We start from the raw sequence: 21,643 nt of genomic DNA, 5'->3' as shown, positions 1-21,643 counted from the left end.
AAGCGGCTAGGGAAGGGGCTTATCGAGCCGTAGGCTCATCGCTCTGGGCTTCACTTCGGACTGAACCAAGTACCCCACTACCACTACGGAAAGGGCAAAATAGGCCATGGTTAAGAGTGTTCCGCGCGGGATCAGATCGTCGATCAAGAAGAAGTCGCCAACGATGTAGATGAGGTAAAGGCCCAGGCAAGATTTAATGAGTTCCACCCAGAAGGCGCTGGCTTCATAGTCCATAAGTGAGGTGAAGCTGTAGACCATCACAAAGATGAAGGCTCCGTACATCAAGAGCTGATCGGTTGGGTAGTCCGCAATATGGATCAATAGGTTAGTTAGAAATAGAATCATGACGACGAATTGTACCCAACTCCAAGCGGTCAAAAGCTTGGATGGCTTGGTGTCGTACTTGACGTGATTCCGATAATCGGCGCTGGGAACGGGAAAACGTTCTGCGACGTCATCGGGCCGCCAACCGGTGGGCATGAACCAAATGCGCAATTTGTCTTTCCAGCTTTTCGCACGCCAGGCGTCCTGAACCAAGAGCCAGAGGTGCTGGAAGTTGATCTTAATAGGGTTCCAGGTATTGGCCTGTCGGGTTACACCATAGACACAAGGTACTTCGTCCAACTCCTCCTGGAAGGTGCCAAAGGCGCGATCCCAGATGCAAAAAATGGCCGCCAAGTTTTTGTCAATGTAGATGGGGTTGATGGCGTGGTGGACGCGATGCTGGGATGGGGTAACAATGATGTACTCCAAAATGCCCAGCTTTCCGATGTGTTCGGTGTGGTACCAGAACTGAAGGAAGAGGTGAAGCGGGGCGCTCACAGCGATGACTTCGGGTGGAATACCAATCAGCGCAGCCGGAAAGAGAAAAATAAAGCCCAAGCTCACAATCTCTGAAATGCTCTGACGCAAGGCGGTGGCCATGTTGAAATGCTCACCACTGTGGTGAATCACGTGTCGATTCCAGAAGTAATTGATGCTGTGATTCAGTCGATGGGACCAATACGCCGCAAAATCAATGGCCACAAATCCGATGAGGTAGAGCCACCAGGTCGATTCCATGCTTGTCAGGGCCACGCGTTGATAGACCCAGTCATAGCTGATGATCACCAAAGTAAGTCCAAGAATATCCTTTAGAGTGTTCGTGGTGCCCGAACTCAAACTGGAAATAGTGTCCATAGCCGTAAAGGTCTGTCGACCTTTGAAATGCCCGTACAGAGCTTCCAGAATAATCAGTCCCACAAATCCCGGGATCGCGTAAAGCAGAACGTTCGCGTAAGCTTCCATTGTTTTGCTAAGGAGTGATACATCCAAATAGTTCAATAAGGATGGACTCCTCTACAAATATCTCATATTCTCGAAAAGGATGAAAGCGTATGAAAGCGTATGTCCGCGCCTGAAAGCGTATGTCGGCGCCTGCGGCGCGATTTTTTACCAAACCATGATGATGTCCCGCTTCCCGAGGACTCTTGAAAATAGCCAAGTACCGCGCTCCAGACTTTCGCCATCTTCCAAACAGATATTCACGGTATACTGGTCCAATACGCGCGATGCTTGCTTGGCCAGTGTATGTCGTTTCTCTTCTTCCATTTCACGGCAGTACTGATCCACAAAGCGAATCATGACCTCTTCAAACTCGGCCTGTGAGAGCTCAATGCTGGTGTCTGGGCTGCAGTCATGAAGGATGCCTGGAAAGGTCGAATACACGTGGTTCCGCTCATCCGTATTCATTTGCAGGATATTAAAAGCGTCTAGTCCTAACTCCTGCGCTTCCGTGAGCTCTTCAACGACCTCATTACTGCTGGGTACTACTGGTCTGCTTTGCGTTGGCTCACCCTTTCTTGGGGTGCAGGAGAACAAGAGGAGGGTGCATGCAATAAGGACCTGACGCATTGTGGGAAATTTAGTTGACCTGGCGGTATTCGTTTGGACTCATTCCGGTTTTCTTCTTAAACATACGCGTGAAGCTCTGCGGGTACTCGAAGCCTAATCCAAAGGCAATTTCACTGACCGATTGATTGGAACTGAGTAATATATTCTTTGCCTTCCGGACGATGTAATTATCGATGTGCTCCTTGGTGCTCTTGCCAGTCTCTTTCTTGAGCATATCGCTCAAATAGCTGGCAGACATATTGAGCTCTCGTCCAAAGTAGGAGGTAGAGGGTAGACCGTTTTCAACGATCAACTCGGAACCGAAGTACTTCTTCAAAGTTGATTCAAATTCACTTACAAAGTCACTGTGCAGGTTGGTTCGCGTGTAAAACTGACGGTCGTAGAAGCGCATGCAGTAGTTGAGCAAGAGCTCCAAGTTGGAGAGAATCAAGCCCTGACTATGTTTATCTAAATTTTGAGAGTACTCCGTTTTAATCTGCTCCATGACTTGAACGATGAACCCTTCTTCCTTGCTGGAAAGGTGCAGCGCTTCAGTCACTTCATAGGAGAAGTAGGAATACTGATCCATCTGCTCACCGAGGTTCGATTTCGCCAATAGGTCTGGATGAAAAAGTAAGGTCCAACCTTCTTTACCTTGAATCTCATCTTTGGTCGGAGAAGTAAAGACTTGACCTGGACTACCAAAAATCAAGGTGCCCTCTTGATAGTCATAGGAGTTTCGCCCGTAGCCCAAAGAACCGCTAATCTTGTCCTTGTACATGATGGAGTACATATCGGAAGAGAAACGAATCCCATAAAGGGACTCGTCAATCTCCGTATGAAAGTCAACATCACGATCGTTTATGAACGTAATCAAGGGGTGTTCTGGGGCAGGCAATCCAAGAAGTTCATGGAACTGCGAAACGCTTGATATGTTGAAAATATCTGTCATGAGTACTTAGTTAAGTCCTACGCGCTGGCGACCCACTTCGACCAGTTTTTTCGCGTCGTTCATATCCCGGGCATGTGGATTAGGTGATTTCATTGGCCATCCTCCTTTTCGGCACTCTTTGTCGCGGTACAGTACACTGTGCTGACTAAAGTAGGCTCCAGAATGTTTGGGCGCTTCATCCGAGATAAGGCAATGTAGGGAGGTTTGAGCAGATTCCCAGCTGCTGTCACTGAAGTTCAATAGGGTAAAGATGGGCTTGGTCAAACTCATTAAGGTTCGCATGACAGCGTTTCCGCCCCCACCGAAATTGGATCGAGCCCATCCTGGGTGTACGGAATATGTACTTACTCCAGTTCCTTGAAGACGATCAGCAAGCTCCATAGCATATAGGACTGAGGCCACCTTTGCTTCTCCGTAGGCGGCGAAATTATTGTAGTCTCGGTTTTTCCAGTCAAGGTCGTCGAAGTGTAAGCGATAACGGTTCTTAGGGCTTCCAGCGTGAACCACAGAAGAGAGAATCAACATACGTGCACCTTCGGTATTCTTCAAGGTATCTAAGAGTAGTTCCGTCATCAAGAAGTGACCATAGAAGCTCGCGGCCATGGTGATCTCAAATCCGTCCTTAGTGTACTTTGGTTTGTTGTCCATATTGACCATGCCGGCATTGCACGCCAGTCCATCAAGCCGATTGTGCTTGGTGAGGAAAGTGCTGACAAAGTCACGTACGGATTGTAGGTCGGCGAGGTCGCATTTAATGACTTCATAGGAGCCGCTGAAGGAAGTGAAGCCGCTGGCGACTTCTTCTCCGGCCTCTACACGGCGACAAGCCATGACTACATGGGCGCCTTGTTTGACGAGTTGCTGAGTGGTTTCAAACCCGACTCCGGAGTTGGCTCCAGTGACGATGTAGGTTTTGCCACTGAGGTCTTTGTTCAAGGTCGTGTCGTCTGCGAAAATGACATTTTTATTGGGCATGATTTCTTCGAATTTGTTTGAAGCAAAGATGAGGTGCTTCATTTCCTGGGACTTAACCGTTTTCCAGAAGCCCATAACGAAAACCCAGAATCGATCTAATTCCCTGCTCTAAGGCTCCCGCAAGGGATCACTAGGCACTGGTCTCCCGTTTTCAGGCGTAGGCTTAAATTCGACGCCACCCCGTCGGCGCCGCGGAGAAGTAAACATCCGGACGTGTCCGTTTGCGTTTCAAATCCCAATGTCTTGGGCAAGAGACCTCTTGAAACGGCGGGTTTGGGATAGACTGCCCCAAGCCCAAAAAGCGCTTCCTCGCCTGGGTCGAGAGTTAAACTCATTGTAGGTTGCAGTACCGTTGGCCAGAGTTCCGCAATCATGGCTTTGGTGATGTCCACTCCATTCACAGCCCACTGGCGTTCCAATGGAATCACCCGAAAACCCTCATCTTCAAAGCCGCTCAAATAGCCCTTCGGAAAGTACAGGTCTATAGTGATGGATATCGTTGTATCGTTCTGAACCCGGACAGGGATGTACCGAAGATTAAAGGATTCTCCTTCTGGATTTTCAAAACTGACGCCCCGATTGATGTCGTTGGAAAATTGAACTCCTGAATTCAGCAAAGGGATTTCCGAACCTCTTGGGGAACAGGAGAACAGGACCAACATACAGGGAATGAGCCAACGCATTTGAATCGAAGATAAGGAAGATGTGGGCATCGCGCCGTAGGCGCATAGGATGGATTAACTTTCATTCACCCGCTCCTTTCGACCGTTCACCGATCTGCACATTGCCCGAGTTCCGAGCTTTGCGTAGTTTGCTAGAGTCTTCGGAATCTAAACCAACCCTATGCTCGGAGTTCTTGTCCTCATCGTACTGAATTACGGCCTTCTTTGGCTTGTTCAGCGTCAACACATCACCGCTTTGGGAATCGTGCCCAATGGATCGAGGGTCAAGCTTCTTTTCGGCGGGATGATCGCTATGGCCCTTTTTTGCTGTGTCAACTTGTTGGGACAGGCCTATTTGACGGATGTGCGGTATGTCCGAAACCCCTCCTTCGGTTGGTCTTCAGCGCTTTTCGCTACTTGGTGGACCTTCAAAGCAGCACTTTTTGAGGAGCTCGTCTTTCGCGGGGCCATACTCCACATTGCCCTACGTAAAATCGGAACCTGGAAAGCTTGCCTGATCAGTGCGATTGCCTTCGGAATCTACCATTGGTTTAGCTACGAAATGTTTGACCGAGGTGTCATTCCAATGATCTATGTTTTTCTCCTGACGGGAGCTGCGGGCTACATGTTTGCCTATGCCTATGCGCGCTCGGGTTCTATTTGGGCACCTTTTGGACTTCACTTTGGATGGATCGTGGTGAGCATTGTGTTCCTGTCCTCGGGTCCATTAGGGGAATCGATGTTCGTTCCGGATGGAGAAGGATCGCCCATGAGCGGGTGGGGAGAACTCGCTTTCTTCCTCTGGCAAACCGTAGCCGTTCCCGGCCTGGTCCTTTGGTACTACGTTAAAAGAGTTCCTCAGATGAAGACGGAACCTTTGAGGTAGCGAACCGCACGTCCACTGATACCTATGCGATCGCCGAGGTAGGTGCACCGGATTTGGCCACCGCGCCGCGATCGCTGAGCGGCACTCAATTCATTTTTGCCCAGTCGATCTGCCCAATAGGGGGTTAGGGTTGTATAAGCGGAACCGGTGACGGGATCTTCGTCAATTCCGACTTGAGGCCCAAAGAACCGGCAGACGAAATCGACTTCTTTTCCGGGGGCTGTTGCGATCATTCCACGGGCATCGATCCGTGCAATGTGACGTAGATTAGGCGCGAGCTGGAGAATATCGTCTTCACTTTCGAAAACAAGGGCTACATCCGTTTTTCCACGAATGGCCGCCTGCGGCGCGATGTTAAAGCACTCCTTCAGTTCATCCGTCAAGGCCGTTGGAGCTATCGCATCCGCTGGAAAATTCAAGGTCAATTCCTCACCTTCTTTTTGAACGCGCAACTCGCCGGAGCGAGGGGATTGAAAGACAATCGTGTCGCCTTCAAAGCCTTCGTGCTCAAAGAGGACGTGTGCTGTGGCAAGCGTGGCATGGCCGCACAAATCGACCTCGACGGCTGGAGTGAACCAGCGGAGCTCAAAGTATCGTCCCGTAGGGACATAAAAGGCTGTTTCGGCTAAGTTGTTCTCCGCGGCAATGTTCTGCATAACCTCGTCTGGAAGCCATTCTTGCAGCGGACAAACGGCCGCAGGATTGCCTCCAAAAAGCTCGTCCGTGAAGGCGTCCACTTGGTATAGCGTGAGTTCCATCAGTCTTGTATGTCAATGATTTCTCTTCCGAAGGGCGTCAAGGCCAAGGTGGCCAATTTGAAGTGCTGACGAGCGAAGGGAATTCCGATGATGGTGATGGCCAGGATAACGCCGAAAATGACGTGAGATAAGCAGATCCAAATTCCTCCCAAGAAGATCCAGAGAACGTTCATGAGGGTCGAAAAACAGCCTTGGGCTTCGACCGTTGTTCGGGTATCTACGCCGAATGGGCTCAGGGCCACAATGGCCAGTTTCAGCGTTTGAAGGCCAAAGGGGATTCCGATAACGGTGATCATCAAAAGTATACTGGAAATCAGGTATTCTAAGGCAATGAAAATGCCGCCGAAAATCAGCCAAATGATGTTGCCGAGAAGGTTGGTGCTGCTCATGTTATTCTGTGTTGTCCGTTAGTCGTCTTGGGCTTCCCAGGCCTTTAGTTCCTTATGGTACTCCACCATGCGCTGGCTGGAATTGGTGTCGATGAGTAGGATGACCACCATCAAGGCAATGGTTACAATGCCAATGGCGCGCCATCTTGAGGACTCGATAAAGAAGACCAGTAGGGCGGAGGCGACGATAATCAGCGGAATGGCCTTGAAGACGACATTTTGAAACTCCTTGATGGTCTTTTCGGCCCGATCCAACTCTGACTGTACAAAGGCCGTTCGGCTTTCTTCATAAGCTATCGGAAAGTTCGCTGCCCGTGACTTGTTGGTGAAAAACAATCCAACGCCAATAATCATGAGTAGGAGTCCGGCCACCAGCGTGGGAATGACATAGGCCTTGGCCAAGTCGGTTCTGCCAATCTGCCAGAAGCCGACGCTTCCTAAAATGAACAGCCCTCCGAAAATCATGAAAAAGGTGGAGGAAAAGATTTCGTCTTTGGCCCACTCCAGGGCGACTTTTAGAATATCCATAGGGTTTCGTTAATCAGTTTGAGAATGCTCGCTGTTGATGAGTTCGCGAAATCCGCCAAAGACCATCCGGCTCGGATCAAATATGGGGGAATCTCCCTGCATCAATGGCTTTTCCAACGCCCGCATTCGAGGATCATCCAGGACTTTTTGGAAGGCCCCGTCGCGTGCGGCTTTTGACGGGAAGATGGTCAGTCCAAAAATGACAACTTCACCCTCTTTAACCTCGGCCACGTCGGTGAAGGACCGCGTTCCTTCTAGTCTGAGGTCGTCGCCATAGAATTCCCGATAGGACGTGGCTCCGTGCTCCACCCAGATGCGCGCAACTTGGTCAGCAACTTCCTTATAGGCCTCGAGCTGAGCCTCGGCAATGGGAAATACGAATCCGTCGATGTAAGAGGACATGGGAAAAGTTTAGGTGAATTTAAGCTTTTCGCCAAGAGTACTCCATACTCTTTCCTTTTGGGAGAGGATGATTGACAAAGTGTTTTTAGTTCATGGGGTAAGCCCTTTGGATAGGCCAGCGATCCGAATATCCTTCACGCCATTTGCCGTCCATAAGTTCTTCGTGTGTGGATAAGCACGCATCTAAACCAGCTCTGATCTCCTTTTCATTCATATTGACCCCGATAAAGACGATTTCGTTTTTGCGATCCCCGAATTTCGGATCCCAATTGGATTCAATGCTCTTTTGGTTTTCGATAAAAGCCATGTATTGAATTCTCTGATCAAAAGGCATGCTACTCCACCAAACACCAGCGCTGTCGGCTTGCAGTGATCCTCCGGCTTGTCCCCATACCAGGGCTTGGTCGGGTCTTGAAGCCAACCAAAAGAGCCCTTTGCTTCGAATGATGGTGCCGGGGAAGCCGGATTGAATATAGTTGGAGAAACGCTCGGGATCAAAAGGTCTTTGACTTCGGTATACAAAAGAGGCTATTCCGTATTCCTCTGTCTCAGGAGTATGCTCTTCTTTATTCAGTTCCTCAATCCAACCGGCGCTTTGTTCCGCTTCTTCAAAGTCGAAGAGTCCAGTATTTAAAATAGAGCTGGGGTCAACTTTACTGTAACTCGATTCAATAATCCGGGCTGATGGGTTCAATTTATTAATGATTGAACGCAATAGGCCAAGTTGCTCCCGGTCAACCAAGTCTGTCTTGTTGAGCACAATGACGTTGGCAAACTCAACTTGATCAGTCAAAAGATTGACAATGGTCCGGTGATCCCCTTCAATATCCGTGAGTTCACGATCCATGAGGGTTTCCGGGCTGCCAAAGTCTTTGAAAAAATTGAAGGCATCTACGACGGTAACCATGGTGTCCACATAGCTAAATCTCGATAGATCAATTCCGTTCTCCTCATCCACAAAGGAAAAGGTTTGCGCCACAGGGACAGGCTCGCTGATCCCAGTGCTCTCGATCAGCAAGTAGTCAAACCGTTCTTCTTTCGCCAAGCGCTCGACTTCAATCATGAGGTCTTCACGTAGGGTGCAACAGATACAACCGTTGCTCATTTCCACGAGCTTTTCTTCCGTCCTGGAAAGGGTGTTTTCACTTTTGACAAGCTCGGCATCGACGTTGACCTCGCTCATATCATTGACTATGACGGCAACTTTCAAGCCTTCCTTATTGTGCAAGACATGGTTGAGCAAAGTCGTTTTACCGGCCCCGAGGAAGCCACTCAATACGGTTACTGGAAGTTTCTTGGTATTGGACATAGTTAAAACTGCTTAATGAAGGTGATTTTGGTGATGACTTGCTGCTCTTGATAGAGGCCAAGTCCATTTTGTATTTGAGTATCGCTAAAGACGATTTAGACGAAGGAGAGAGGTTGGTATTCCCAGCTAAATCGAACATTCCAGCGGCCTTGCTTAGTTAAGACTAATCTCAGAGTAGCGATCGTTTACAAAGGCGCTGTGAAAAGTTCGGAATGAGCGACTGTAGATTTTGGTGTTTATGCGCAATTGGGTACGAACTTCTTCTTTCAAGTGTGTATTAAGTTCCGTGAGTCTCTTTCTCAGGTGAATCATTAAAAGATCTTCCTGTACAATGCGATTATCATCCGAAAGCAATAGGGTGATTTCATTTATCTCCTTTTCTTCAATAAACCTTTGAATCTCTCCAATTTCAAGCGCGTCCATCGGTGCTGCATTGCCAAGGGAAGAAATGAAGTAGTGCTGACCTTCAAAGGACTCTCGAACAACGGACTCCAAGAAATCAGTCGGACAAATGAAGAAAAGATGCTTTCTCACCTTGGCTGAATCAAAGATTTGCTAGTTCGATCACCTCGAAGTTTCGAGCATCGAAATAATCGTCAAGCCCGTAATCCGTATTGATAATGATTCCACCGAGTAGAGTTACCTTATCTACATGAAATTGATCTTTACAGGTCGCAAGATGCTCGTGAATCTTTTGATCAATGATCTTGTATGTCGCCTCTGTAATGGCTTTAGCCTGATTGTCGCTTGAAACGATCTCGTCTCGATAAGGGATCAAGCTTTCCTCCAGCTTCATTTGCTGGTAATCGTGTTCGCTGATGACCGGGGTATAGTCCGAATCTTGAAATCGGCTTAAGGCGAGCATCAAGGCACCACAAGAGTTTCCCGTTTCTTCCATACGAGGCCGATACATCTTGCCCAGCTCACCTTCGAGGGTTATTCCAATATGGGGTCCGTAAAAAATGAAGGCACTTCCCTCATCCGGAATATGATGGGCAAAGGCGGTCATCCCAGTCTGGCCAACAAAAGGAAGCCCCCCCAGTCCACCCATCACAAAGGGACCAAATAAAACGTTGAAGAAAGTCGTCGATGGAACATTAATATCGTCCGAACAAACAGAGGTAGCCATGAGAACCTTGGATACATCGAGCTCATGCTCAATTTGCATTTTACCCAAGTAGTGAATGGAGGTATCCTTTGCATCACGTGCATTTGGAAACACCTCTTTTACGAGTTTTTCAAACTTTCTCTGTAACATGTCGGCTTATGTTTAGGTCTATGCGGTTATAGACGTAAATGTAAACTAAGTTCCCGAAATGCAACAGAGTTGCAAATAGAATTTTATAAGATGGAGGCGAGGTCCATTCGACGAATCAGTCCTCCGAGATGTGCCGTGTATAGAATTACAGCTGTGTTCACCCCGAGGAGCAATAAAAGCACAGAGGCAATCCTCTTGTCCGGTGTTTCTTCCTGAAGAATACTGGCCCAACCCATAACGCCGAGAAGGGCGCCGATAACTTGAATCACGAAGGCCACTCGGCCTAATAAAGCGTGGTTTTCGACGAGGTCTTGAGGGTAGTTGTCCAGGATTTCTTTCGTCCAATCCGCAGCTCGCGGCCCCGTGAAATAGGCAACACTGGCAATCACGCCAAGAATCAACAATCCACTAAAATTGACCTTCCAAGCGGCGCCATCCATAGGCAGTTTCCTCGCAATCCAGATGCGGTAGAGCAACCAAGGGGTTCCGATCACCGCCAAGTGAACGATCATGACGTGTATCCAATTGGCGATCATCCTAACTAATCTGTTTTATGAGTTGCTTATTCCGCACCCGTTTTAATGGCTTCCTTAGGGTCGATTCCTTGATCCACTTGTTCGTAGTCCAAGGTAGATCCTCCCATGCTGTGTGGGATGAGGTACACCACGGTCATTACGGCCGCTGCGGCAATAATGGCCATTCGGGAGACGCCTTCTTTTTTCTTGGTTTTGAATCCTACCACAGCGAGGGCAAGGGCCCAAGCCAACCACATAATCAGCATCTTGTTGTCTGTAAAGTCTCCTCCGTAAGGGAATCCAGTCCAGTATTCACCAAAAGCGCTTTTTTGAACCAAAGGCCCTAGAATCATACCGCCCACGGTCATCGAAACAAATGCGACTATGGTCCATTTGCGCATGGTGCCATCATTGAAAATGGCCCCTAAGCCGGCGCGAATCCCAAAGATGATCACGATAATCATCATGGTCACGTGAGGAACCAAAATGAAATCCGATACCGGGTCTTTGTAGCGCAGGACAATGTCTTTTTCGCCTTGCTCCGGAATGCTAAAGGCCTTTCCGTCGATGCTTCCCGTAATGTAGTACTCCATTTTTCCAGCAGCCGGTTGTACGGGCAACTGAGCCGTCAATGCATTAGCGCCATTGGCTTCAAAAGGAAGTATGGTGATTTCATCCTCGGTTTGATAGCGCTTGTAGTGAAGGGTAGCGGAGTAGTCCGCACCGTCAATTTGAGGGAGTGAGATGACTGCGCCATCGGTGGTTTCGTGCGAGCGCAGCAGTTCGTACTTGTACTTCTCTCCATTGTGCTCCAAGTACCCCTTAAACTCATAGGTAGGACCTGTACTTCTTTGGTAAATCATAGCCGCGAGAGCCAAAACAAGGGCGAGTACCCACAACAGAATCTTCTTGATCATCTTCTTAAAATAAGTTCTTAATGACTGTACCCATCGGACCGTCGAAAAGTTCAATGAGCGAAATGATTCTTTTTAGCCGTTTCGCGCATTGCGTGGCAAGTTAAGGATGAATCCTGATTTATCGTAAACCAAAGACGAATTGGATATGCGCCTTACGGCGCGATAATGCGCTGTCGAACGCACCTGAAGTTCCCGTATTCCAAGCCTACTTCGTCAGGATCATAACACAGGACTCTGTGGTCGATGTCCACTCTAGGTCATATTCAAAAGTGCAACTACCATCGTCCTCAAGGATACAAGTTCCGCTTATCGGGAATCCGTCAACCATTTGACCAGGGTCTACGGTGCATGAGCGTCCATCAGAGCTTAGCGTACAAGTCGTTTCTTCTCCGGCTTCGTAAATGTTTGTCCAAGTTACCGTTGAACCTTGTGTTGTCGCTGAAACTGTAAATCCAGTATACAATCCAGTAATACTGCAGCTATCTCTAGCCGTATAGTCACCATCGAAACCGCTATTCTCAGGGACGCAAACATTATCAGAGTTCTTTACATATCCGTCATTACATACGCAAGCTCCTTCAAGGCAGGCACCGTTTGGTCCGCAATCCACGCCTTTACAAGCATCTTCGCATGCGACTATAGAGAATAGTCCAAAGCTTACACATAGTAGTTTTAAAGCAGATGAAATTTTCATGGGGAGGTACTAGGTTTAGGGTCAGGAAGATAATATTTATGATTGAAAATAGGCTTTATCTACTCTGGGACGATGAAGGCCTAAACCTAGTCCTCTAAAAACCATCGCGCCGTAGGCGCTTCTTAATTCAGATTGGCTTCGATGTATGACTTGGGACTCATGCCGGTCCGCTTCTTGAAAAGTCTAGAGAAGTATTGCGGGTACTCGAAGCCAAGCTCGTAGGCTACTTCAGAGATAGATGCGTTTGGCGCTAAGAGCCGATTCTTTGCCTCGTTAATTAAGAAGAGTTGAAGGTGCTCTGTAGAGCTCTTCCCGGTTTCTTTCTTCAAGGTATCGGACAGATAGCGTTGTGATACGGAAAGTTTTTCGGCGATCTCTTCTATTTTGGGAATGCCGTGATCTTCGATGGCCTCGGAAGAGAAGTGAGATTCAAGTTGCAAATTGAAGCGCTCCAGAAGGTTGGTCGAGTGCTCTTTGCGATTGATAAACTGACGTTCGTAAAATCGATTCGCATACATCAAGAGCGTACTCAGGTGCGCAATGATAATGTCCTTGCTGAACTCATCTTGGTTGTTTTGGTACTCGGTTTCAATACTCTCAACGATGCTTTCAATTTGCCGCTCTTCCTTTGGAGAGAGATGAAGGGCCTCGTGGACAGAGTAGGAGAAGAATCCATACTTCTTAATCTCCTGAGCCAAGTCTGTTCCCTTGATGAAGTCTTCGTGAAATTGAATTGAGAACCCTTTTTGGTCAACAATGATTTGGTTGTCCCATTGAAGGACTTGCCTTGGGGCCAAGAACACCAAAGCTCCGTTGGTAAAGTCAAATTTGGTACGTCCGTAATTCAATTCTCCATGGACAACCTTTTTTAGACTAATGGAATAGCATTCATTGGTTATAGGCGGAGAGCTGTCGATTGGGCAAGGGAGGTAACCTTCGCCCGATGCTACGGATACGTCGAGCATTGGATGCTCTGGCGGCGGCAACTCCAAATATTCCAGGTACTCCGAGAGGGTCTTAAAATGTCGCATCACAAATCCCATTTAACGCTGGTTTGTTCCTCGGATATGGTCCAAAGACGCTGGGCCAACTCTTTGTCTTGAGCATGGGGTTGAAGATCACATGCACCAACCGGGCCTTTCCAATTCATAAAACCAGTGGGTCCATAATACTCTTTTTCAGTCAAACCCTCTTGAGTGGCACACATGACTTCTGGGTACGCACCTTTTTCAGCTGACTGAACCAGTGGAGAGGCAGCCATGATGGAGAAGATGATTCGATCCCTAAGGCTCGCGCTGTTGCGAATCAGAGATGTTTTTGAAGCTCCCGGGTGGCATACATAAACCTCGACGTTCTTTCCCGAGGCTTTGATGCGGTCCTGCAGTTCATATGCAAAGATCATTTGTGCCAACTTACTATGGCAATACGTGTTCATGGGATGGTAGTTCTTGTCCCAATTCATATCGTCGAATTGCATGGTCTTGATGCCCATTTTATAGCCTTCGCTACCGACGACAACAATACGTGCCTTTGACTCTTCGAGATGGTCGAACAACAGGCGGATGAGCAAGAAATGACCGTAGTGATTGACTCCTAATTGGCTTTCAAAGCCATCCACAGTCAGAACCTGCTTGGGGACCTGGGCGATGGCCGCGTTGCACATGAGCGCATCAATGTGCGGAACGGTTTGTGTGATTTTCTCCGCGGCCTCGCGGACTGATGCCAAGTCCGAAAGATCCATCTGTATGAAGGAAACCTTGGCATGTGATCCAAATTCATCCTTCAGCTTTTCAATTGCGGCCTGAGACTTCTGCTCATTGCGATTGAGCATGACCACTTCAGCTTCTTTGTTGAGGAGAATTCGAGCAGCCTCGAAGCCCGCTCCTGTATTGGCTCCACTGATGAGGTAGGTTTTTCCCTTGAGGCTTTTTATTTGATCTGGGGTCCATCCTTTAGGACCGAATGCACTTGCTTTCATGATTACTTTGTTTTTCTGGGTATCTCCAGGTTACAAGGCAAAGGTCCGGCAAGCATGCCATGAACCACTTAAACGGATTTTCGCAATGTGTATACTTTTTGGCGAACCATTCGCCCATGCCCTAAGACCCATTCAACAGCCCGCTGTGAAGCTCCGTAGGTTGTATGAAATCCCACTTGTTTCCATAGAGGTCTTCAAATACAGCTACTGTTCCGTAGTCGCGGACGACTAAGGCGATATGGGCAATTCTCTGGTGCACAGCGATTCGTTTAAGTTTTGAAGTAGGATTGAAACCACTCGGTCTCGTCATGGTCTAAGGCATCTTTTTGAGCCACATGTTTAGGATCCAATTTGGCGAGGAGCAGGTCTAGGGATCGATAGTCTCGTTGACTGATGATCTTAAATCCATGCCGATCCAACAAGGCGGCACATACCCCCATGCCGATTTGATATTTGGGTTCGGAAGAAAATCGATGTCCGTCGTAAACCACTTGACTTCCGCAAGCGGCACTGATGTCCATCAAAACAGCGAGCTCAACGTCATGCTCCTGAGCGGTTTCCAACATTTTGTAGGCCCCGGCCAGCATGCCCTCCGTAAGGTCTCGGCCCGATTCATCAATCACGCGTGCCTTCCCATCCAGCACATCCGCGCCATGCCCACCTTCAAGGTCCGGCGTAGTTCGAGGCGTTCCAAAAGCGAAGTCCTCCGGGCAAAAGGAAGTGACCTTCACATTGGGTCGCTGGGCTAGCTCAACAATATGCGGATACGAGCCATTACTGCTGCCATCAACGCCGCAAAGGACCCCGACCAAGCAAGCGCTCATGAGCACGCGAAGAGGATCCGTTTCCGTAGGTTCCCGCAGCTTCTGTAGATGCTCCTTATCGGTCATTGTTCCTTTCCTTTTTTTGCGCCTACGGCGCGATGCCTCATTTCCACCCATTACTCTCCATCCAAAAAGGGTTCAACATGAGGAAAGTGTATCGAGTAAACCACATCGGTGATTAACCAGGTCTCCTGGTCTTTCGCCACATTCCAAATCTCGTGTCCCCACTGAATCATCTTTGATCCAGAATGAAAAGAATAGTCAAACCGAACCGTCCCGACGGCTCCATCTGCGTCGATCTTCACATGATAAAACCGTTCTTCCTGGGGGCCGTCGGCCTTGCAGATGTCGCGAATAAAGCTCCGGTGATCGGATACTGCGATCCCTTCAAATTCCGGGTAGCCTTCTTTAATGGACCATTCCGTTTTCTCGGACATAATACCGGTAAAATCAACCGAAGGACTAAAGAACAGGGCGTTGAATGCGGTGCTGTCTTTGTCTTTGATTGCATTTTTGAAATCGACCGTGAGCTGTTCTAGAGCTCTTTGATCTGAATCCGGCAATTGCGCCGTTGCAGGCAAGGAGACAATAAGGGCTAAGCCAATTAGGTATAAGCGTTTGAGGCGAAAGCCAATCTTTCGAGAAAGTGTCATAGGGGCTGATCTTGAAGGACCTAGCCTTGAAAGTACAAAGTTTGAATTGAAGACATCGCGCCGTAGGCGCAAAAACTTAGGGCATCTAAAATCTAATGAATGGAATTAGTTTTGACTACGGTACTGGTTCGGACTTACACCCACTCGAGCCTTGAAAATTTTATTGAGGCTTTGTGGATAGGCGTACCCGAGGTCGTAGGCGATTTCACTGACACTTTGATTGCTTGAAAGCAAGCGGTTTTTGGCCTTTTCTATGATAAAGTCCTGAATATGATCCTTAGCTGATCGGCCCGTTTCAGCCTTCATTAAATCGCCAAAGTAGTTGACGGATAAGTTCAGCTCATCGGCACACTCCTTGACGGACAGGATGCCAAAAGCGGCCGGCTTATCTGAAGAGTAGTAGGCTTTTAATATTCGTTGAAAGGAAGCCAAAATGTCCTGATTTAAATTGGACCGAGTGTAGAACTGCCGATCGTAGAACCGCTTACTGTACTTCAGTAGCATTTCAATATTTCCGATCATGAGCTCCTGACTGTGTTTGTCGATATTCTGCTGGTATTCCTCTCTAATCTTCTTCACTAAATCATCGAGAGATTGAATTTCCTTTTCGGAAAGGTGAAGAGCTTCATGAATATCGTAATGGAAGAAGGAGAAGTCATCAATAGAAATACCGAGGTCGGATTTTCGGATAAGATCGGGGTGGAACAGTAGCGTCCATCCAGACCCACCTTGGACTGGATCGTGCAGCCGTTCCATCTGAATGACCTGGCCGGCCTTTATGAAGGTCAAAGAACCATCTTCAAAATCGTACGAATTCCGTCCATAGAGCATGGAACCAGCAAAACCGGATTTCAGGCTTACTTGATAAAAGTCGAACAAAAACTTGGTTTCTCCGTAGTCGTAGTTGATGATTCGATCATTGAGTTCGACAACAGAAATGAGTGGGTGCTCAGGAACGGGAAGGCTCAAAAAATCATGTGCCTCCCGTATCGATTTGAGGTGAACGATCTCTTTCATGCTGGGATTACTTGGTGCTTTCTACGCGTTCTTTTAGGGCTTCGTTCAAACGGGCGTACGCCAGTTCAACATTTTTTGGGTTCCAAAAATGTACGCCTATACCTCGATATTCTTCATGAATCGTAACCCGAGTATTCGAGTTTTCAGAATCCAGAATATAAGAGTGATTGAAGGTAAGAACGAGCGGAATTCCGCCTTTCTGATTAAGTAGCTCGTTGGGGATAATTCGGTGGACTCGGGCGCCTATTTCGCTCTTTTCTCCATCTACTTGTGTAAACTGATACTGAACTTTGGCTCCTTCTTTGACAGATCCCGACAGCAACAGCATGGTTGGATTCCAAATAGCGAAATCATCGGGTTTTGTCAGAACGGTCCAAACCTCCTCTGGTGTTGCCTCAATAACGATTTCGTGATGTACAGATTTACGCCCTGTCAAAGACAAAATCACCAATAGAGCGACAGCTAGCCCGCCGATAATCATGAGCCTCTTCATTTTAAGTGTTTGTTAAACCAGCCAAGGACAGGCTCTGGATTTTTGCCGATCCAGTCGTACGCCGCCGCTCGTTTCTTATCTAGATCCAACCAGAGTATGTCCTTTTCCACCGTGAGGTCATTAAAATAGCGCTTCACCATGTCCAAGTCGGTCATCGGATCGTTCGAATTTTGAATAACTAAGGTAGGAACGGAAACGTCTTGGACATAAGGTAAGAAGGAATCGCCAGTTAGATCCGTGTCCCGTTTGTTTTTGCTGTATTTACTCCCTGAGTTTACCAAGAACATGGGCAATCCCATATTTGCAACGAAGTAGTCATAGGTCAGTGGTTGAACGGAGATCATAGCCTTGATCTGTGGGTTTTCCTTCATTTTTGGCTCCAATCCGAACGCAAAAGTGCTGGCTGCTTGTCCCATGCAAATGGAAAGCAGTCCGATGTCCGCTTGTCGATAATCCTGGTGGTTCAGAATGAAATCAATCGCAGCAACAGTGTCTTTTCGCTCTTTAAGCCCCCACGTTATCCATCCGTCTTGTTCACTTTCTCCGTGGTTGCGCATATCGTACATGAGAACGGAGTAGCCGGCTTCGACTAAGTACTTCGCTTGGTTAAGGAAATGGATGTCCTTGTTCCAAAGAGACTTTTCCATCCGATTTTTACCTTCAACGGTAAATCCAGACCGTGAGCATTGAACTCCAAAATGAGATTGAATAATGACACGATCAGTTCCTCCTTTAATGAGCCAACCTGATAAGGTCACTCCATCATCGGTTCTGAACGTGACATCTTCATAATCTAGTTCGTATTGCTCAGGGGTTTCGAAGACCGGAGATTTCCCCGGCTTGATCATCATATCTGAAATTTGCTTTCCTAACATATGGTTGGTTTTTACATGTTTCAAAAGCAAATGTATTCTGCGATGGCCTCCCAGAATAAATCATAATACTGATTGAATAAACCATATTACAGAAAGGCTAAATTTTCCTTGAATTGTCGCTTATGTGCTAGTAAAAAAAGTATTTGGATGGTGTCCGTTCAGCCGAGGCAAGTGCCCCAAGAGGGAGTGATTACTCATCCCACAAAGTTTTAACGGTATATCCCTTTTCGGGGGCAACAAAGAAAGAGCCGTCAACTATACGCTTGTGTTGATCGAGTAAGGCTAAAGCTTCCATGTCTTCATCGCTGAGCGTTACACTCAAAGTGTTGAAATTTTCTTGGAGGCGCTTCGGATTCGTGGACTTAGGAATCACGGAGACTCCGCGCTGCATTTGCCAACGAATCAAAACCTGAGCAGGGGATATTCCATTTTGCTCAGCGATTCGGACCACGACTTCACTTTCAAGCGGAATGGGTTCTCCTTCTTTCTTAAAGGAATCGGGTCGATCCATTGATCCCAAAGGCGAATAGGCCATGGCGTGAATTTGACGCTCATGGCACCAATCGATCAGTGCCTGCTGTTGCAGATAGGGGTGGAGTTCTACCTGATTGAGCTCGGGCTTTTGTCCACCGACATCAATCAGTTGCTGTAGTTTCTTTTCTGTGAAGTTAGAGGTGCCAATATGCCGAACCAACCCTTCATTTTGTGCTTCCTGAAGAGCTTTCCATGTTTCGGCCAACGGGGCTTCTTCTAGGGATAAATAATCCTCTGGCCCTGAAGGAAAGGCCAGTCCATTTTTAAAGGCAATCGGCCAGTGAATCAAGTACAAATCAAGATAGTCGAGCCCAAGATCGTTCAGTGTTTTTTGAAGGGCAGGGCGTACATCCTGGGAAAGATGGGCATCGTTCCAGAGTTTGGAGGTAATCCAGAGCTCTTCTCTTTTCACCAGCCCACGCTCAAAGCACTCTTTGAAGGCTTCCCCGATCTCAGCTTCGTTGTTGTAAATGGCCGCACAATCGATGTGCCGATACCCAATTTCAATAGCCTTAATAATGGCTGCTCCAACGACGCCGGGCGCGGATTTCCATGTGCCTAGGCCTAGAATAGGCATTTCATCTTGATTCAAAAATGGGAGTGTATGCATGTCTTAAACTTAGGTTATGGAAGTTAGGGTATTCTATACGATACTTCAAAGATCCCACTGAAGAGCAGGAGGAAGTCATAGATGCTCAATTACCCTACTGAAAGGGGCAAAATCAGAAAACGAACTTTTATTTGGAACAATCGTTCTATTATCCTTACGTTTGCAAACAGAACGAACATTCCAAAATAAACTTTAAATAAAACCAATGAGTGATTTGAATGGAAAAGTGGCTGTTGTTACCGGAGGTAATAGTGGCATTGGCTATGCATCGGCCAAAGAGTTAAAAGATCAGGGTGCAACAGTAGTGATTACAGGAAGAGACAGTGCAAAAGTTGAAGCTGCTTCTAGTGAACTCGGAGTAAAGGGGATTGTGGCTGACGTCGGAAATTTATCTGCCATTGATGATTTGGTCGAGCAAGTAAAGAGTCAATTTGGTCAAGTAGACGTGCTCTTTGTGAATGCGGGTATTTTTCAACCGGCTCCCATTGGCCAAATCTCAGAAGAGATGTTTGATCATCAAATGGGCATCAACTTCAAAGGAGCCGTTTTTACGACTGAGAAGTTCATCCCCGTCTTGAACGATGGAGCATCCATTATTAACCTGAGTTCTGTGAACGCCTACACGGGGATGCCGAACACGGCCGTATACGCGGCGTCGAAAGCGGCGTTGAATTCATACACACGTACCGCGGCAACAGAACTGGCCCCACGAAAAATTCGAATCAACGCCGTAAATCCTGGGCCGGTCTACACTCCAATTTTTGGAAAGACTGGTATGCCAGAGGAGCAATTGAACGGCTTTGCAGAAGCCATGCAGAATCGCGTACCGCTTAAGCGCTTTGGACAGCCCGAAGACATTGCCAAGTTGGTGGCTTTCCTCGCTTCAGACAATGCCTCGTTTATCACAGGATCTGAATACAATATTGACGGAGGAATCAATGTCAATCCGCTCCTGTCCTGATCTCTTTTTTTGAACCATTTTGGAATGAAAGTTCCAATAACCTAATTTTGTGGAAGTGAGTAAGATCACTTCCACATTTTTAGCTCATGCCTAGAGTAAAACTATTCGACGAACAACAAACCCTGGAGCGGGCCATGAACCTGTTTTGGAAGCAGGGCTATTCTGCTACGTCCGTTCAAGATCTCGTCGATCACTTAGGCATCAATCGAGCGAGCATTTACGATACTTTCGGAGACAAAGAGCAGCTTTTTCTCAAGTCCTTCGAGAATTATCGAAAGACCAACTCCGCCTTTATAGCGCAATTCTTCGAAGATGAACCCCAGGTCAAACAAGGCTTTTACAAGCTCTTTGAAATGGCGGTTGATCAATCCTTAAGTGATGCAGAAAAGAAGGGCTGTTTTGTTGTCAACACCACTACAGAATTAATCCCAGGAGATGAACGGATTTCCAGGATTCTAGAAGAGAATAGAATATCCTTTGAACAGCTATTTGAAGAATATCTTCAAAAAGGGGTATCACAAGGCCAGATCCCTGAAGGAAAAGACCTTAAAGCCACGGCGTCCTTGTTGTTCACCTACTACAGCGGGCTCCGCGTCGTTTCCAAGGTCAATCCGAGCAAAAGCGACTTGATGAATTCCGTGAAGGTCATCTTAAGCGTACTGGATTAAAGAAGCCTTCTAAATCAATCCCCCAACAAACGCCCATTGACAAAAATGGCCACGGGCGGCTTTTCATTCAGCTTCCACGAGTCGAAGCTTGAACCCTTGCTAAACGTCATCCCCTTTGGAGCTTTCTCGGCGTGCGTGAAGTAGAGGTGGTTTTCTCCATCTTCGCTGTACCAGATTCGGATGACTTCGTAGGTGACAATGAGGTCCGAATCTATGATGAGGTGCTGCTCGGCAACATCCGCTGCAATCCACTTTTCCTTTTTACGGGCCGTTACAAAGATGGGCTCATGCAGGATAGAAGGGCCGGGAACATTTGCCTCTGCGGAATAGATATTGACCCGAAAAAGCACGCTGTCCACCGTGTTGAAACGCAAGTGAAACTGAACGTCTTGGAGCCAATAGCGCTGCCCTTGGTTCCCGATCTTCAGCCCCCATTCACCGCCGAAACCAAATTCATCAGTCCCGCTGTGTCCCGTAGTCGTCTTGCTCGGTTTGGTGACGCCGAACTTCTCAAACTTGGCCCGTTCCTTATCCGAAACCTCAATGGTGCTCAACTCGTAGGAGGTGGGTTGCAAGGCCACTTCACCCTTTTCAAAGTTCAGGTTACCGACCACAACGTAGAAGGGAGCATACCCAATCATGGAAAACGCCAGACTATCAGATGGATCGGCTAGGGACAGATCAATTGAAAATCGTCCATCGGGCCGCGAAATCACCCCTAAGTTTTTGTTCAATACCCCAATATTTGCGTAGGCGATTGCCTCCTTGGATTGCCCATCCACCACCATCCCGGAATAGGTTTGCCCCATGGCCCAGATTGAAGTCAAGCCCAATAGAATGGTTAAAATAAGAGCCTTCATAAGCAGAATTTTTGCGCCTGCGGCGCGATGCCACTACACCCAGCCAACACTCG

The 21,643-nt window shown here is 47.6% G+C and carries 27 protein-coding genes and 1 pseudogene; 3 read left to right on the top strand and 25 right to left on the bottom strand.

Translation table 11 applies throughout. The features are described 5' to 3' along the window. Nucleotides 1–6 precede the first annotated feature (6 nt). The 5 genes from HZ996_11830 to HZ996_11810 form a co-directional block, all read right to left on the bottom strand. Nucleotides 7–1,287: a sterol desaturase family protein gene (locus tag HZ996_11830; protein ID QTN39803.1), complete on the bottom strand. Its 1,281-nt coding sequence runs from the start codon at nt 1,285–1,287 to the stop codon at nt 7–9. 144 nt (nt 1,288–1,431) lie between these two features. Further along, nucleotides 1,432–1,893, bottom strand: coding sequence for a hypothetical protein (locus tag HZ996_11825; GenBank protein ID QTN39802.1), 462 nt, complete (start codon nt 1,891–1,893; stop codon nt 1,432–1,434). 10 nt (nt 1,894–1,903) lie between these two features. Then, on the bottom strand, nt 1,904–2,824 hold the full coding sequence (locus tag HZ996_11820; GenBank protein ID QTN39801.1) for an AraC family transcriptional regulator: 921 nt from the start codon (nt 2,822–2,824) through the stop codon (nt 1,904–1,906). A 6-nt stretch (nt 2,825–2,830) separates the two neighbouring features. Further along, nucleotides 2,831–3,799, bottom strand: a complete 969-nt coding sequence (locus HZ996_11815) for an SDR family NAD(P)-dependent oxidoreductase (GenBank protein QTN40048.1) — start codon at nt 3,797–3,799, stop codon at nt 2,831–2,833. Between the two features lie 95 nt (nt 3,800–3,894). Further along, nucleotides 3,895–4,482 (bottom strand): hypothetical protein, encoded by a 588-nt coding sequence (locus HZ996_11810; GenBank protein ID QTN39800.1) that lies wholly within the window; start codon nt 4,480–4,482, stop codon nt 3,895–3,897. 160 nt (nt 4,483–4,642) lie between these two features. Between HZ996_11810 and HZ996_11805 the strand changes: the two genes are divergently transcribed. Next, on the top strand, nt 4,643–5,347 hold the full coding sequence (locus tag HZ996_11805; protein QTN39799.1) for a CPBP family intramembrane metalloprotease: 705 nt from the start codon (nt 4,643–4,645) through the stop codon (nt 5,345–5,347). On the opposite strand, the gene HZ996_11800 is transcribed toward HZ996_11805, so the two are convergent. From HZ996_11800 to HZ996_11710, 19 genes and pseudogenes are all read right to left on the bottom strand, one after another. Continuing rightward, complete coding sequence (locus tag HZ996_11800) at nt 5,320–6,105, bottom strand: PhzF family phenazine biosynthesis protein (GenBank protein QTN39798.1); 786 nt, start codon at nt 6,103–6,105, stop codon at nt 5,320–5,322. The two genes, HZ996_11805 and HZ996_11800, sit on opposite strands and share 28 nt — an antisense overlap. Then, the gene (locus tag HZ996_11795) at nt 6,105–6,494 is read right to left on the bottom strand and encodes a YccF domain-containing protein (protein QTN39797.1); all 390 of its coding nucleotides are present in this window, start codon (nt 6,492–6,494) and stop codon (nt 6,105–6,107) included. Before HZ996_11795 ends, HZ996_11800 begins: the two co-directional genes overlap by 1 nt. Before the next feature lie 18 nt (nt 6,495–6,512). After that, complete coding sequence (locus HZ996_11790) at nt 6,513–7,022, bottom strand: hypothetical protein (protein QTN39796.1); 510 nt, start codon at nt 7,020–7,022, stop codon at nt 6,513–6,515. Between the two features lie 9 nt (nt 7,023–7,031). Next, the gene (locus HZ996_11785; protein ID QTN39795.1) at nt 7,032–7,424 is read right to left on the bottom strand and encodes a DUF1428 domain-containing protein; all 393 of its coding nucleotides are present in this window, start codon (nt 7,422–7,424) and stop codon (nt 7,032–7,034) included. An 85-nt stretch (nt 7,425–7,509) separates the two neighbouring features. Next, entirely contained in the window at nt 7,510–8,733 is a 1,224-nt protein-coding gene (locus tag HZ996_11780; protein QTN39794.1) for a GTP-binding protein, read from the bottom strand. Between the two features lie 153 nt (nt 8,734–8,886). Beyond that, on the bottom strand, nt 8,887–9,267 hold the full coding sequence (locus HZ996_11775; protein ID QTN39793.1) for a hypothetical protein: 381 nt from the start codon (nt 9,265–9,267) through the stop codon (nt 8,887–8,889). A gap of 10 nt (nt 9,268–9,277) precedes the next feature. After that, nucleotides 9,278–9,991 carry a hypothetical protein gene (locus HZ996_11770; GenBank protein QTN39792.1) on the bottom strand — a complete coding sequence of 238 codons (714 nt, stop codon included), beginning with the start codon at nt 9,989–9,991 and terminating at the stop codon, nt 9,278–9,280. 83 nt (nt 9,992–10,074) lie between these two features. Further along, nucleotides 10,075–10,527: a hypothetical protein gene (locus HZ996_11765; GenBank protein ID QTN39791.1), complete on the bottom strand. Its 453-nt coding sequence runs from the start codon at nt 10,525–10,527 to the stop codon at nt 10,075–10,077. Between the two features lie 26 nt (nt 10,528–10,553). Beyond that, a complete protein-coding gene (locus tag HZ996_11760) occupies nt 10,554–11,423 on the bottom strand; it encodes a hypothetical protein (GenBank protein ID QTN39790.1) in 870 nt (289 codons plus the stop codon). Between the two features lie 205 nt (nt 11,424–11,628). Continuing rightward, a complete protein-coding gene (locus HZ996_11755) occupies nt 11,629–12,117 on the bottom strand; it encodes a hypothetical protein (protein QTN39789.1) in 489 nt (162 codons plus the stop codon). Nucleotides 12,118–12,239: 122 nt separating this feature from the next. After that, the gene (locus tag HZ996_11750) at nt 12,240–13,148 is read right to left on the bottom strand and encodes a helix-turn-helix transcriptional regulator (protein ID QTN39788.1); all 909 of its coding nucleotides are present in this window, start codon (nt 13,146–13,148) and stop codon (nt 12,240–12,242) included. After that, nucleotides 13,148–14,095, bottom strand: a complete 948-nt coding sequence (locus HZ996_11745; GenBank protein QTN39787.1) for an SDR family oxidoreductase — start codon at nt 14,093–14,095, stop codon at nt 13,148–13,150. The genes HZ996_11750 and HZ996_11745 overlap by 1 nt, the downstream gene beginning before the upstream one ends. Nucleotides 14,096–14,216: 121 nt before the next feature. Then, a pseudogene (locus tag HZ996_11740) lies at nt 14,217–14,312 on the bottom strand (VOC family protein). Between the two features lie 52 nt (nt 14,313–14,364). After that, nucleotides 14,365–14,985 (bottom strand): DUF523 domain-containing protein, encoded by a 621-nt coding sequence (locus HZ996_11735; protein ID QTN39786.1) that lies wholly within the window; start codon nt 14,983–14,985, stop codon nt 14,365–14,367. A gap of 50 nt (nt 14,986–15,035) precedes the next feature. Continuing rightward, nucleotides 15,036–15,572, bottom strand: a complete 537-nt coding sequence (locus tag HZ996_11730) for a hypothetical protein (protein ID QTN39785.1) — start codon at nt 15,570–15,572, stop codon at nt 15,036–15,038. Nucleotides 15,573–15,677: 105 nt separating this feature from the next. Then, nucleotides 15,678–16,589, bottom strand: a complete 912-nt coding sequence (locus HZ996_11725; protein ID QTN39784.1) for an AraC family transcriptional regulator — start codon at nt 16,587–16,589, stop codon at nt 15,678–15,680. A gap of 7 nt (nt 16,590–16,596) precedes the next feature. Beyond that, nucleotides 16,597–17,082: an SRPBCC domain-containing protein gene (locus HZ996_11720; GenBank protein QTN39783.1), complete on the bottom strand. Its 486-nt coding sequence runs from the start codon at nt 17,080–17,082 to the stop codon at nt 16,597–16,599. Beyond that, nucleotides 17,079–17,957: an alpha/beta hydrolase gene (locus HZ996_11715; GenBank protein ID QTN39782.1), complete on the bottom strand. Its 879-nt coding sequence runs from the start codon at nt 17,955–17,957 to the stop codon at nt 17,079–17,081. Before HZ996_11715 ends, HZ996_11720 begins: the two co-directional genes overlap by 4 nt. Before the next feature lie 190 nt (nt 17,958–18,147). Then, a complete protein-coding gene (locus HZ996_11710; protein QTN39781.1) occupies nt 18,148–19,101 on the bottom strand; it encodes an aldo/keto reductase in 954 nt (317 codons plus the stop codon). Between the two features lie 205 nt (nt 19,102–19,306). On the opposite strand from HZ996_11710, the gene HZ996_11705 reads away from it, so the two are divergent. Next, nucleotides 19,307–20,062 (top strand): SDR family oxidoreductase, encoded by a 756-nt coding sequence (locus HZ996_11705; protein ID QTN39780.1) that lies wholly within the window; start codon nt 19,307–19,309, stop codon nt 20,060–20,062. Nucleotides 20,063–20,148: 86 nt separating this feature from the next. Then, nucleotides 20,149–20,730, top strand: a complete 582-nt coding sequence (locus tag HZ996_11700) for a TetR/AcrR family transcriptional regulator (GenBank protein ID QTN39779.1) — start codon at nt 20,149–20,151, stop codon at nt 20,728–20,730. 14 nt (nt 20,731–20,744) lie between these two features. Here the strand turns inward: HZ996_11700 and HZ996_11695 are convergent, their stop codons facing one another. Next, nucleotides 20,745–21,590: a carboxypeptidase-like regulatory domain-containing protein gene (locus HZ996_11695; GenBank protein QTN39778.1), complete on the bottom strand. Its 846-nt coding sequence runs from the start codon at nt 21,588–21,590 to the stop codon at nt 20,745–20,747. Between the last annotated feature and the right edge of the window lie 53 nt (nt 21,591–21,643).

Source organism: Cryomorphaceae bacterium, from assembly GCA_017798125.1.
Classification (GTDB): Bacteria; Bacteroidota; Bacteroidia; order Flavobacteriales; family ECT2AJA-044; genus ECT2AJA-044.
This window is presented reverse-complemented; position numbering and strand designations above follow the sequence as displayed.

What these genes read in the sequence shown, in the direction of transcription:
- HZ996_11820 (QTN39801.1), bottom strand. Translation starts at nt 2,824, where the DNA reads ATGACAGATATTTTCAACATATCAAGCGTTTCGCAGTTCCATGAACTT.
- HZ996_11805 (QTN39799.1), top strand. Translation starts at nt 4,643, where the DNA reads ATGCTCGGAGTTCTTGTCCTCATCGTACTGAATTACGGCCTTCTTTGG.
- HZ996_11730 (QTN39785.1), bottom strand. Translation starts at nt 15,572, where the DNA reads ATGACACTTTCTCGAAAGATTGGCTTTCGCCTCAAACGCTTATACCTA.
- HZ996_11815 (QTN40048.1), bottom strand. Translation starts at nt 3,799, where the DNA reads ATGCCCAATAAAAATGTCATTTTCGCAGACGACACGACCTTGAACAAA.
- HZ996_11770 (QTN39792.1), bottom strand. Translation starts at nt 9,991, where the DNA reads ATGTTACAGAGAAAGTTTGAAAAACTCGTAAAAGAGGTGTTTCCAAAT.
- HZ996_11780 (QTN39794.1), bottom strand. Translation starts at nt 8,733, where the DNA reads ATGTCCAATACCAAGAAACTTCCAGTAACCGTATTGAGTGGCTTCCTC.
- HZ996_11715 (QTN39782.1), bottom strand. Translation starts at nt 17,957, where the DNA reads ATGTTAGGAAAGCAAATTTCAGATATGATGATCAAGCCGGGGAAATCT.
- HZ996_11755 (QTN39789.1), bottom strand. Translation starts at nt 12,117, where the DNA reads ATGAAAATTTCATCTGCTTTAAAACTACTATGTGTAAGCTTTGGACTA.
- HZ996_11810 (QTN39800.1), bottom strand. Translation starts at nt 4,482, where the DNA reads ATGCGTTGGCTCATTCCCTGTATGTTGGTCCTGTTCTCCTGTTCCCCA.
- HZ996_11745 (QTN39787.1), bottom strand. Translation starts at nt 14,095, where the DNA reads ATGAAAGCAAGTGCATTCGGTCCTAAAGGATGGACCCCAGATCAAATA.
- HZ996_11800 (QTN39798.1), bottom strand. Translation starts at nt 6,105, where the DNA reads ATGGAACTCACGCTATACCAAGTGGACGCCTTCACGGACGAGCTTTTT.
- HZ996_11705 (QTN39780.1), top strand. Translation starts at nt 19,307, where the DNA reads ATGAGTGATTTGAATGGAAAAGTGGCTGTTGTTACCGGAGGTAATAGT.
- HZ996_11790 (QTN39796.1), bottom strand. Translation starts at nt 7,022, where the DNA reads ATGGATATTCTAAAAGTCGCCCTGGAGTGGGCCAAAGACGAAATCTTT.
- HZ996_11700 (QTN39779.1), top strand. Translation starts at nt 20,149, where the DNA reads ATGCCTAGAGTAAAACTATTCGACGAACAACAAACCCTGGAGCGGGCC.
- HZ996_11795 (QTN39797.1), bottom strand. Translation starts at nt 6,494, where the DNA reads ATGAGCAGCACCAACCTTCTCGGCAACATCATTTGGCTGATTTTCGGC.
- HZ996_11765 (QTN39791.1), bottom strand. Translation starts at nt 10,527, where the DNA reads ATGATCGCCAATTGGATACACGTCATGATCGTTCACTTGGCGGTGATC.
- HZ996_11725 (QTN39784.1), bottom strand. Translation starts at nt 16,589, where the DNA reads ATGAAAGAGATCGTTCACCTCAAATCGATACGGGAGGCACATGATTTT.
- HZ996_11695 (QTN39778.1), bottom strand. Translation starts at nt 21,590, where the DNA reads ATGAAGGCTCTTATTTTAACCATTCTATTGGGCTTGACTTCAATCTGG.
- HZ996_11710 (QTN39781.1), bottom strand. Translation starts at nt 19,101, where the DNA reads ATGCATACACTCCCATTTTTGAATCAAGATGAAATGCCTATTCTAGGC.
- HZ996_11760 (QTN39790.1), bottom strand. Translation starts at nt 11,423, where the DNA reads ATGATCAAGAAGATTCTGTTGTGGGTACTCGCCCTTGTTTTGGCTCTC.
- HZ996_11825 (QTN39802.1), bottom strand. Translation starts at nt 1,893, where the DNA reads ATGCGTCAGGTCCTTATTGCATGCACCCTCCTCTTGTTCTCCTGCACC.
- HZ996_11735 (QTN39786.1), bottom strand. Translation starts at nt 14,985, where the DNA reads ATGACCGATAAGGAGCATCTACAGAAGCTGCGGGAACCTACGGAAACG.
- HZ996_11785 (QTN39795.1), bottom strand. Translation starts at nt 7,424, where the DNA reads ATGTCCTCTTACATCGACGGATTCGTATTTCCCATTGCCGAGGCTCAG.
- HZ996_11750 (QTN39788.1), bottom strand. Translation starts at nt 13,148, where the DNA reads ATGCGACATTTTAAGACCCTCTCGGAGTACCTGGAATATTTGGAGTTG.
- HZ996_11720 (QTN39783.1), bottom strand. Translation starts at nt 17,082, where the DNA reads ATGAAGAGGCTCATGATTATCGGCGGGCTAGCTGTCGCTCTATTGGTG.
- HZ996_11830 (QTN39803.1), bottom strand. Translation starts at nt 1,287, where the DNA reads ATGGAAGCTTACGCGAACGTTCTGCTTTACGCGATCCCGGGATTTGTG.